Genomic DNA, 10934 nt, shown 5'->3' with positions numbered 1-10934 from the left:
CTGGGGGTAGAACTCAGCAGGGTATTTATCGCCCCAATCAGCCTGTAATTGTTCCTGAATGCCGAGCAGCAGAGCTTCGGAATCCAGTTGCGCGGTGAAGCGGGCGGCCAGTTTCTCCAGGCGCTCCAGCGCGGCAAAGGGCTTGGAGGCGATGATCTGAGCGTAGTCCGGATTGCCCAGGCGCGAGAAGCACAGGTCAGCCTGCTGGAAGGCGGCCAGGATTTTCTCGGCGTTTTGACCGCTCTCGAGGAAGGCGGTCAGTTTTTCACTGGCGCTATCACCCGCGTAGTCGGCGAGGGCGTCCATGAGGATGGTCAGCGCGCCGTCGCCGAGTTGTTTTTCCGCCTGATGTTTGAGCAGTTCGGCGAGGAAGTGGATGGTGGTTTTGGGGAGGGAGGGCATGGGATTAAGTCGAGATTATGTGGATTGTAGCCCGACCAATTCATCTCCATCCGAATTACGAAGAAGAACAAACTGGGGGATATCCTGGAACAAAACCGTTGAATCTACAAAATGGAATGGGAAAAATTCTCCGGCGGCGAGCAAATCAGTTTTAAGTATATACTGTTCCGGTGTGGTTTCCAACAAGGAGCGAAAAATCCAGGCAGCCAATTCTGGACGCTCTACAAAAACTGGAGAGGAGAGACAATATTGGTGTTTCGATTTTTCCAGCACTTTCCAATCCGTTAGTGTTTGCAGGATGCGCTCCGCGGCACGTTTGATGGTGGATTGGTTACTGTGTTTTTCCAACACCCGGTTCACAACATCCTTTCTATAGAACCAACCTTGCAGGTGCAGTAGTCGCCCGCAAATACGAATGGTTTCGTGGAATGTGGGGAATGTCCATAGCGCCATGCCCCAATGCAAGGCGAGATGCTCTCTCCAAGAAGAAGAGGAATATAGTGCAAACGCTTCTTGACGGAACGACTGTCCTTGATGGGTGGATGGAAACCAGAGATGGGTCAGGAGATTTGCGGTTCGGCGGGCTGACTCTGCACCCAGTCCCTGTGCAGCCAGCCAAGTTCTCAATTCACTTGGAGAATCGCCGTTGAGAGCCAGAGCCAAGGCATGTTCCGCCCACTCGTAACGAATGAAACGGTCGAAGATGGGCATGGGTTAGTTTCCTCCGTGCAAATGCAGTGTACTTTCTCCCAAAACACTGCCCAAAATTTGAGCGGCAAGGCCACGTTGCAACAGGTCGTGCACAAATTGGTTGCGGTAATTTCGCAGACAGGCGTAGCAACTGGTTTCCGGAGCACACCCGTCACAGGATTGGACCCGTTGATAGGCGGCCTCCAGGGCTGACCGCAGGTTGTCGTGAATAATTTTCACATGGCCGGACCCACCAGGTGTGGTGTCGAAGAGCAGAAAGGACGGTTGTTCATTGGCATAGTAAACCAGACCATCTACGTCGTTGCGGGGAACTCCCAGTGCCTCGCTGGCCCCGGCAAGCATGGCGTAGAGCACGGAATAAATTTCTTCGTTCGTATGAAGTGGCATGGAAAAGTGGATGTGCAACACATCGGTCATAAAACGATGTCCCAAATGGTAGGGGCGTAGCGTGCCGGTGCAGGATTGATGGGTGAGCGGATTTTTGTGTTCTTTGCGAGATTTGCGAGAACGAGCCCCAGATGAGATAACATTTGCATATCCGCAAACCTGGCAAACATGAAAGCCTTGCCCGTAACCGTTGTTCACGACGGCCAAACTGGCATGGCGGCTGTATGCTTTGGATAGAACGACTCCAGCGTTGAAATCTGAGTCGGGGGTGGCCTGGGCTGGGGAGTATACACTTTCTGAACCAGCCTGGTAATGGGCCAGGTACACCCGGCTGGCATACAAACGATTGGGCGGTCGCTCTCCCGGTGTATCTGCCTTGTTGTCTGCGAGGAAACCGTATACGGGCGTAATGTAGACCCCTCGCGTGCGTGCTCCCTTGAGCGGTGCACCACAGATACAAGTGATTGGTTCTTGTTCACCCACCTGGATATTCATCCGTTTGCATACGGGGCACACGGCATACCCATGGGGTTCCCAGGTGTGTTCTGGCAGCCGTTTGAGACCGCGGCTATACCAGATTTTCCCCGCTGCGACGACTTGTCCACCGGGGGCAAACTCAGAGATAGCCATTTTCAGGTCGCGTTCCAATTGGATGTTTTCGGCATCGGTGATGTGGAGATGGTCGGTTTGCAGTGCAACGACATCGGTGGGAAAACCGTATTTGGGAAGCACATTGGCAGAACCCAGGTAACCAAGCAAATCGCGTTTGCGGATGGTATTCTGTACTTTTTGGGCGTCGTTGGCCTCCCGGTATTTTCTTTCTCTGGCTTTTTGTTCCTCGATTTTGCGGAATTCTTCCAGTTCTCCTAAAATAGAAGTTGTTGCTTTATCCAAGACGGCTTCTTCAGAATCAATCAAGTAAGGGAGCCAACCCCAATTATCCAGTGCCAGGCGACTGCGCAGGTCGGCATCGTCTGGGATAATGCGGTCTAAGGCTTCTGCCAGTTTGGTAGGGCGGGTGGCTAGATATTGACGTAGCAGAGCAGGGCCGTCACAGAATGCCCTCTCCTCATTGGGAGCGAAGAAATCGCCGCATTTGCGGTATGTACAGCATTTTTCATTCTGGCATTGCTCTTTTGCCCAGCGGAAGAAGGCTGCAAAAACGACGGAATGCAGGTGCCGCCGGATGATTTTGTCGTTACGTAGCACCACCACGGGGGGGCGAATTTTTCCCGAAATCATCCGTTCCGGCTCGGCATAGAAAGTCAGGTCGTGTGGACGACGCTGGGCAAAAGTCAGGACGAGAGGCACGCTTGCGGTACGGCGTCCGGCGCGTCCGGCGCGTTGGACGTAATTGGCCGTAGATGGCGGCATGTTGCGCAGCACTACGGCATTCAAGTCGCCGACATCTACGCCCATTTCAAAAGTTGTGGAACAACTCAGTACGTTCACATCACCCTGGATAAATTGATTTTGTATCTCGGCGGCTTTTTCTGAAACCCACTGGGCTGTGTGCTCTTTTGCCGTTAGTGGAAGTGGCTCTTCGTCCAGATATTGGTGACGATAGAGATTGTCCTCTATGACGTGTTGCTGATGTTTCAGGGGGTGAAGTGTGCCGGAGCACCCGTAAGTGGAACATACCCCACCAACGTTGAAAGGCGCCAGGTTTCGGCAGGTATCGCATACGTACCAGGAAGTGTAATCCCGTAAAGTGGGCACAACTTCCCAACGGTCACGGCGCAGGCGGTAGACAGTTCCAACGCGTTGAATACTTATTTCCTCAAGCCAAGGTTCCAAGGTAGGCCATAAAGCCTGAAGCAAAGCAATGGCTTGTTGACGTGTTTCTTTAGACGGTTTCTCTTCACCTTTTTTGCGCGCCAGCAGACGAGCCAAAAAATCGAGACGGCGGTTGCTGTATCGTTCGGCGGGTATCCAACCGTAGATGCCGAACTTACGATTGGTAGCCCCTGAGATGCGCACATAGAATTCTTTGGCGCGCGGCATGAAAGCCTGCCGGTGTTTGGATGTGAGTAGATTAATTTCCGTGCCGAAAATGTCAACGCTATATGAAACAGCGCCCTGCTGACGGAGCGTATTGAGTAAAACAGCAAGCACCCCAAAGGCTTCTTCTGATGAGAGATTCCATGGCGGTGAAAGTAATTCTTTTGGCAATGTCCACCCCATAGGTTGGTAGGGGCGGAAGTATAACAAACCAACGCCTTCCAGACTCAACCGCTTATCCAAACCGCTGAATTCTTGCATAAGCCAGGTGCTGACTCTCAGACGTTTGTCCCAAGGTGTCTCATCGGGGTCAAAAATGTCATATTTTTCGGCCTCATGGTAAAGGAGTTCTACCCAGTCTGAAAAACGCAGTGGGGTGGTATCCGGGCGGTGTTCCAACGATGCCACCATCAAGCGGCGGCGTAACTGGCGTTCTTGAGAGCGTTGGATATAAGGGGCGAAAAAAGCAGCCCGTTGACGGCTATCGGTGAATACCAGCATCTTTCGTCCCTTTCCGGGGCGCTGCCTTTCCTGACCGGAAATGGTAGGAGCAACTTCGCGATAAAACGTGCCGGTCAATACGCTGACGGGAGCATCTTGCCCGGTGAGAAAGCGGTAAATAACGCCGCCCCGACTGTATGTCGAGCAGGAAACGCAGCGTCGGAGGGTGCGTTTCTTTCCCATGATGACCTTGCCGATAGAAACAAAGGGCACGCCGCAAGTACAGCGGCCATGTTTCTGATGTTGGGGATACACGGCACCACAACGCGGGCAGAGTTCCATTTCATCCACGCGTTCGTCGGCCGTCTCATCTGCCTTAGCATCGTTTTCGATAAGTGCATCTTCATCTGGTTTTTCGCTTGCTTTCAGGTTCAGGACGAAATACTCCACTTTGCGGGCTACCATATCCGCTTCGTAAACGGCGCTGCTCTGGGTCAGGTAGTGCCGTTGCGGGGCTATTTCGAATTTTGGAGCAGTTTTTTCTGCCAATGTAATCTCACTGTGTCCTGAACATTCTTCGCCGACTAAATAACTAGTGCCGCAGCGGGTACAGTTCGCCAGTTCGAAGACCCGGCTTCCGCAATGTGGACAGTATTTTCGGCGTGTCAGGAAGAGGTGCGGTTTACCTTCTTTTTGATGGGCCGGATGGCTGGTGTTGAGGCATACAAATGCTCCTTCCAGCGCCCGCGCGAATACGTGATAACGTGCTGGCAGCAGAGCCGCCTGATGTTCTTCCTGGCGTGCCAGGAGTGCGGCCGAGACCAAATGCGCCAGGGCCTCTTGCCCTGTATCCGTATCCATATCTGGGAGGACTTGCACGGCAGCCTGTTCCAGTGTAAGGGGCTGGTTTTGTAGGGTATGGCGCAGGGTGTGGAGGTGGTTATCCCCTTTGAGAATTTCATATAAGAAACGAGAGACTTGTCGTTCATTATGCAGTGTTGCAATGCGGTAGGCCTCTTTCAACACATTTTCAGGAACATCAGGCAGTGATGTTGGTAAACTAGCAGACCTGTGTGCGCGCCATGCTTCTGCCAAGTCGTTGAGTGCGGCATACAACGCTGGGGTGCCATTCCCCCAAGGCTCGCTCAGGCCGCTTTCGGGGACTTTTTGCCCCAATATCACATCTTGTGGCTCAAAAGGCAAGTTAAAAAGGTCGCGGGCAAAGGTCGCGATTTCCGGACGGCTTTTCTCTCCCTCTCCAAGTGTGGCGCTGGTGGCAAGCGCCTGGAGCGTTTTTTGTCCTCCCTGGGTGACACGGTCTTGAAGGCGGCGCAGGAGCATCGCTATCTCGGTCGCCTGGGCGCCATCGTAACTGTGGGCTTCGTCCAGGACAATGAAACGCCAGTGTTTTCCGGTTTCCCCGTCGAATAGCGGGGATTCCTCAGGCCGTAATAGCATGTATTCCAACATAGCGTAGTTGGTGAGCAAGATGTGTGGAGGCTTTTTCTGCATCTGGTGACGACTAATTAATTCGTTGCTAAGCGGCTGGGGAAATTTGCCGTCCCGATGGATGCTGACGTATAGATCAAGGGCCTTGTCATAAGTATCTTTCGTCTCTCCCACGTACCGTCCGAAGGTAATACTCGGGTAGTGCTGTAAATAAGCGCGCAAACGCTCCATTTGGTCGTTGGCCAGGGCGTTCATGGGGTACAAGAGCAAGGCGCGTACGCCAGGTTCATCCAGCGTTCCGGCTGTTTCTTCACGCAAGAGGGCATCTAAAATGGGGATGAGAAAGGCCTCTGTTTTGCCGCTCCCGGTGCCGGTGGTGATGACCACGTTGCGGCCATTCCGCACTTTGCGAATGGCTTCCTCCTGGTGCAAGTACAAGGGGCGCCCCATGGGAATCCCATCCGGATGTCCTAAGATGCGAAAGCGAGACGAAAGTATTCCTTCCTTTACCAGTTCGTCTGGGGTTTTTCCTGCTTTGAAGGGAGGCGTAAATTCAATGTAAGGGCCTTTCAAAAGCAAGTTGTCGCTTTCCAATGCGCGGGCAAATTCTGTGCGCAGGGTTTCATCCTGAAAAGGTTTGATGGTTTTCAGGTAGCGGATGTAGGCCTGCCGGATGCGGGCTGTAGTATGAATAGGGTGAATGCTCATGTTCTATTCTCCAGATACGTTGCGAGTATCAAAGGGGTTGTCTATTCGATTCGTGAATATCACAAAATTGGACGGGAAAGAGAGTACTGCGGGCACAGGGCGTGGCTGGGTTACATCAACATGGCAAAACATTTTATGTTGTTTCCACATTGGTTTTCCGTCTTTGCCGCCTGGAACGACGAACCTTTTGCATATGCACTGATATACACCTGCGCGCCCCAGGATGGTAAGCGTTCCTTCTGCCAAATTCAGTTCGACTTGTTGCTCAGGCCAATGAAGCAAGGTAGCGCGTAAGGTGGGGTGTTCTGTATCGGGCATGAACGCTGCAGGCGAGCGCGCTTGATGAATTTCGGTGATTTCAGCCCATCCGGCTGGGCTGAGAACATAGTGCCCTATCTTGACCATGAATGCTGGAATATCGATGCGACGACTTAATTCGCGTATCAGTCGAGTGCGTAATGGGGAATGCGATACTGTGCGCAGTAATTGTTGTGCAAAAACACTTTCTTCAGCCAACACATCGGCTGCGTCGGATTCGGAAAAACGATGCTCTTCCAGTGCTTTCCAAAAATATTCGATGGCTTCTTCGTGGTCAGATTGTGCAAGCAGCCGCAAAGCACGCAGAATCACTGCTGGCTCTCGCGCTATTTCCAATATCAAGGGGGCGTTTTCTGGCTTGACGGTACGGGCGGCAGGGAAATTTTCCAAGTAACGGGCAATAAAAGATGGGGAATGACGTCTGAGTTTTTCCAGAGATTCTTTGCGGAACATGTAAATCAGAAACGCGCGGCTTGTTTCCGGGTCGTATCGTTGTAACCAACGTTGCAAGGCCTCCAGGTGTAGAAGATTGGCTTGCCGCCAATGACTCAAACACCACTGGATTTCTTGTTGTATATCCTGACTACGCTGAAGACTTTGATAGATGCAGGCTTTTTCAATATGCAAAGCAAATTCGCGGCTGTTTTTTTCATTTGAAGATACCAACTGCGCTTTGATTTGTCTCAGGCGTTCTGTCGGGCGTATGAGAGAGACAGGAATGGCTTCTGGAGGAGGCACAGAAGGTATGGAACTTTTTTGATAAGGAGCAATGATGACGAATTGCATTCTGTATTCGGATGGAGGAATGGAAATATCCGGTGGCAGGTCATGCATCCACCACCCTTTTTCTAATGTGACGTCGCTGGGGGGGGCGTCATCAGGGATGGGAATTTCTGCCGGTTCAGCCCAGGGTTGCCAAAGATTCCACAAGCGCAAACGGCGGTAGCGTAGAGGCTCTGGTTCGTACCAGTGAATTGTCAGGTATCCATTGGGGTGTTGTTCCAGGTGGAAAACTTTGATATTCGGGTCGCGATTCACATATACAAGAGGGTGTTCAATGACGCGTTTTTGCACGTCGTCTTGTAATTCCAATACAAAAGTAAGCGTGTCCACCTTCGCATGAGTACGTAAGGTGTCCAGAAATGGACTCAAATCAAAGTCCTGGAAAGTGCGGGATAGGGTAATCTTATCGGAGACATGCAAACTTTCTTCTTCATCTGGTAAACGCAAGTGCAAGGCAGCCTGCATGGAGTATTCGTGAGGTAAGGCCAGTTTTACGCGCAAGCGGGGACGAAAGCGTGCCAGTTCTATCTGCAACAGGCGGGGAAGAGGCAATGAAATTGGTTGATGATGCCAGTTCAGGGCTTCACCAGGTTGCAGAATCAATGTCCACTGCAGGCGGGGAATGGTAATCCGCAAGGGAATACGTACATCCTCAGGCTGGGAGGGTATGACGATTTCGAGGTCGGTTTGTGTGTCTTCTTCTGGGATGTCTACGCGCCAGCGATTCCCCAATCTTTTGGGTGGATTGTTAGGAATGGACAAAGAAGCATTCTTTGGCAGGTGGACGTAGAAACGTACCGCTTTGGCCCCATTGTTGTCGGGCAGGTAGTAGGGTTCGAGACCATCAAGGGATACCTGCGTGCACACCCGGAAGGGTAGTTCCATTTCAGGGTAGCCGCGCCCGTTCAAGGTCAGGTGGTATGTCCCGGCAGGGACTTCTCCCAACCAGTGAGACAGGTCAACCAGCGCAGCAAATTCATCTTCCAGAATTTCATGGGGCAAATCAGCGGCGCACCCTTGCCATTCACCGGAAGGAAAGGCTGCATAGCGGGACTCCAGGCGCAATTCCCAATCGGATAACTCTTGTTCGGCCATGTTCCGATGACGCAAGGGTAATCGGAGCCGGGGCAGTGTCCGGTAGAGCGGTTTTTCGTCTATGGGCAGGGAAAACTGATGCAGTGGCTCGCCAAGTAAAGTCGGCTCGTCCGGCAGGGTTACGGGAATCGGAGGACAGATGTCGCTGCCTTCGCGCACCAGACGTACCAGCCGCGCTTTGGATAAATCCCAGGCTTGCGCCTGCCAGCCATCCCAGGGGGGGGCGTAGGGATGCATACGCTCGATTTGGCGCGCTTCCCCCTCGATATACAGTTCGGCATCACTGGGGTATATCAACCATAATGTCTTGGCCTTCAACGCCGGAGATATAGGACGCAGCGCCCCGTCCTCGTACCGGGCAGCCAAAATCGGTGGAAAGTCTCCCCTTGGGATGATGCGGAGCGTATACAAAGTGACTGGTTCTTTTTCTCCTTCGATATATAGTTCCACTTGAATATTCTCGACTGGTTCATCCAGAGACCATTCTATTTCCTCGGTCAGCCAGTCTAGCCCTCGGCGATAAGTGCGTACGTTTTGCGGTTCTCCCAGGTCTGCGTTTGTGTTTGGGTCGAGCAGCCGCGCTTGACAAGGCCGCGATGCCTGTTCCAGTGTGAGCGGTTGGGGAGGCAGTACTACCCGGAAAAGCAACCGGAAGTAAGGGTCTATGTAGATGCGCGGGCGTTGTCGTCGTTTTCCTCGCTCCGGCGGATTTTGCAAGTAGTTTTCGAAATTCAATACCAGGTAGGGACGCAATCCTAATTCGGACGGGGCGGGGAGGGGCTTGTTCGCCCGTGCCAGACGCGCCATGCGCCTGCTGCGGGTGAAAAGCCGTTGGGCGGGGGTGCCGCCATATCGGAAGAAGTACCGTACGACGCTATCTACGAATAGCGTCGTGGTGTAATGTTCCAGTAATTCATTTAGCGCCTGTTTGTCTTCCATGCCATCGTAAGGAGATTTTTCGACGGAGGGAAGCAGGATAAAGCGAAAGAAATCCGGCAGGGAGTAGGCCGGAATTCCGCCGTGCAGCCGAATGGGGGTAACGAATTGCCGACCGGAGATGTTTTTAAACTGCCGTAAATTAGGATACTGCCGGATAATACTCCGGAATGTTTTCCCCCAATGGTGTGTTTCCTGATGGAATGATGCCGAAACCCCCATGGCGTCCGCGACTCTATCCCAGAAACTGCGCTCATCGTTAAAGGCAGCCTTGAAGGCCAGATAAACAACAAAACTGGCCGGGTAGCGTTCACGCAAGCGGCGTGTGGCTTCGGTGAGCCCGTGGCGGCGCACGAAAGCAGCCAGGTCTTTTTCCAAGTCGGTGTGTTCGGCCTGCGTGAGTGGAATTTCACCGATGATTTCGATTTCTGGCAGGTAAGGGCGAAAACGCTCTTCCCATTTGTCCAGGTCCATGTCGTTACCTCCTCCTGGATGGCCTGTGGTATTGAGAGAGGTTGCTTCGTTGCTATAAGAGACGCTCCTGCCTGGGTTGGGCGTCCAGGCGCAGGCGAGCGTTGTCGGCGTACATCATCAGTTGTGGGTCATCCTCGAAAACACGGGGTGGCAGGCGGTCGGCAACGTTGACAATCGTCTTGTAGTCGCGGTCCTGCCAGGCGCGGCGGAAACCGGCGCGCACCGCTTCCAGGCGGAAGGTCTTGAGCCGCCGCTTCCCTTTGGTGTAGAGGGCAAATTCGCGCAGCAGGCTTTTCTCCCGCAAGGCGTACAGGTCGCTGGCTTTGGATGGGTCGGGCAGGTACCAGCGGCCAGCGGCATCTTGCAGGAAATTGGCATCCAACAGGTCGCGCAGTTCCGGCAGCGCCTCGTAGGAGAGTTTGTGCAGTTCTTTCTTGAAGTCGTTAGCCAGGTCGCTGTAGGTGCGGGGACCGCCGCCCTGGGCGGGGTCGAGCGCGCGGCGCAGCCATTGGATGGCGCTCTTCTCGTCGGTGATGAAGAGCGGCAATTGCTCGACGCGCTCGGCCAAAATGCGCAGTTTGTCGAATTCGGCGGCTTGCGGGAAGGTGAAAATCATCCCCTCGCGCTCGGCAAAACGTTCGTTCAGCCCGGCGTAGAACTCCGGCGCGGAGAGCGGCACGGAAAGCCCGCGCTGGATGTGGTAGGCCACCATGCGGTCGTAGAGCAGGTAGGGAGCGCGTTCCCCGATGAAGGTCAGCATACCTCCGGCGGCGAGCGTCGGCATCGCCAGATGCTCCAGGTGCTGGCGAATGAAAGCCCAGGCCCCCTCGACGCTGCCCTGTGCGGCGAGGAAGCGCTGCTCGAACGCCCCGGCGGGCTTGTAGGCGGAGATAATCAGGTCTTGTTTGACGGCGGCGGTACTGGTAACTTGCTTGAAGGTGCCTTGCTGTTTATCCAGCGTGCGCACGTCGGCCAGCATGAACCCGGCCCGCAGAATGGCCTCCTGAATGGCGTTCCAGACCGCGTTTTTGGAGTTGTGGAACTCGACCGTCATCCAGCCGCCGGGTTTGAGCAGACGGTAAAACTCGAGAAAAGCGGCTTCCATCAAGGCCTGGTATTCGGGCAGCCCCTTGCGCTGGCTCTTGTTGACCACCGCTTCGGGTTCGTTGTTCGTGAAAACACCCAGCCAGGCTTCCCACAGGAAGTTGAGTTCGGAGTACATCAGGTTG

Annotated in this window: 5 protein-coding genes; all 5 read right to left on the bottom strand. The window is 53.6% G+C overall.

Features of this window, described 5'->3' with window-relative positions:
- On the bottom strand, positions 1–402 hold a 402-nt coding region (locus D6694_05285), incomplete at its 3' end, for a hypothetical protein (protein ID RMH44968.1).
- Positions 403–417: 15 nt separating this feature from the next.
- Positions 418–1113 (bottom strand): hypothetical protein, encoded by a 696-nt coding sequence (locus D6694_05280; protein ID RMH44967.1) that lies wholly within the window; start codon positions 1111–1113, stop codon positions 418–420.
- 3 nt (positions 1114–1116) lie between these two features.
- On the bottom strand, positions 1117–6099 hold the full coding sequence (locus D6694_05275; protein ID RMH44966.1) for a DEAD/DEAH box helicase: 4983 nt from the start codon (positions 6097–6099) through the stop codon (positions 1117–1119).
- 3 nt (positions 6100–6102) lie between these two features.
- A complete protein-coding gene (locus D6694_05270; GenBank protein RMH44965.1) occupies positions 6103–9705 on the bottom strand; it encodes a hypothetical protein in 3603 nt (1200 codons plus the stop codon).
- A gap of 52 nt (positions 9706–9757) precedes the next feature.
- A partial coding sequence (locus D6694_05265) for a DNA methylase (protein RMH44964.1) occupies positions 9758–10934 on the bottom strand: 1177 nt, incomplete at its 5' end.

The sequence above is a fragment of the Gammaproteobacteria bacterium genome, from assembly GCA_003696665.1.
Classification (GTDB): Bacteria; Pseudomonadota; Gammaproteobacteria; order Enterobacterales.
This window is presented reverse-complemented; position numbering and strand designations above follow the sequence as displayed.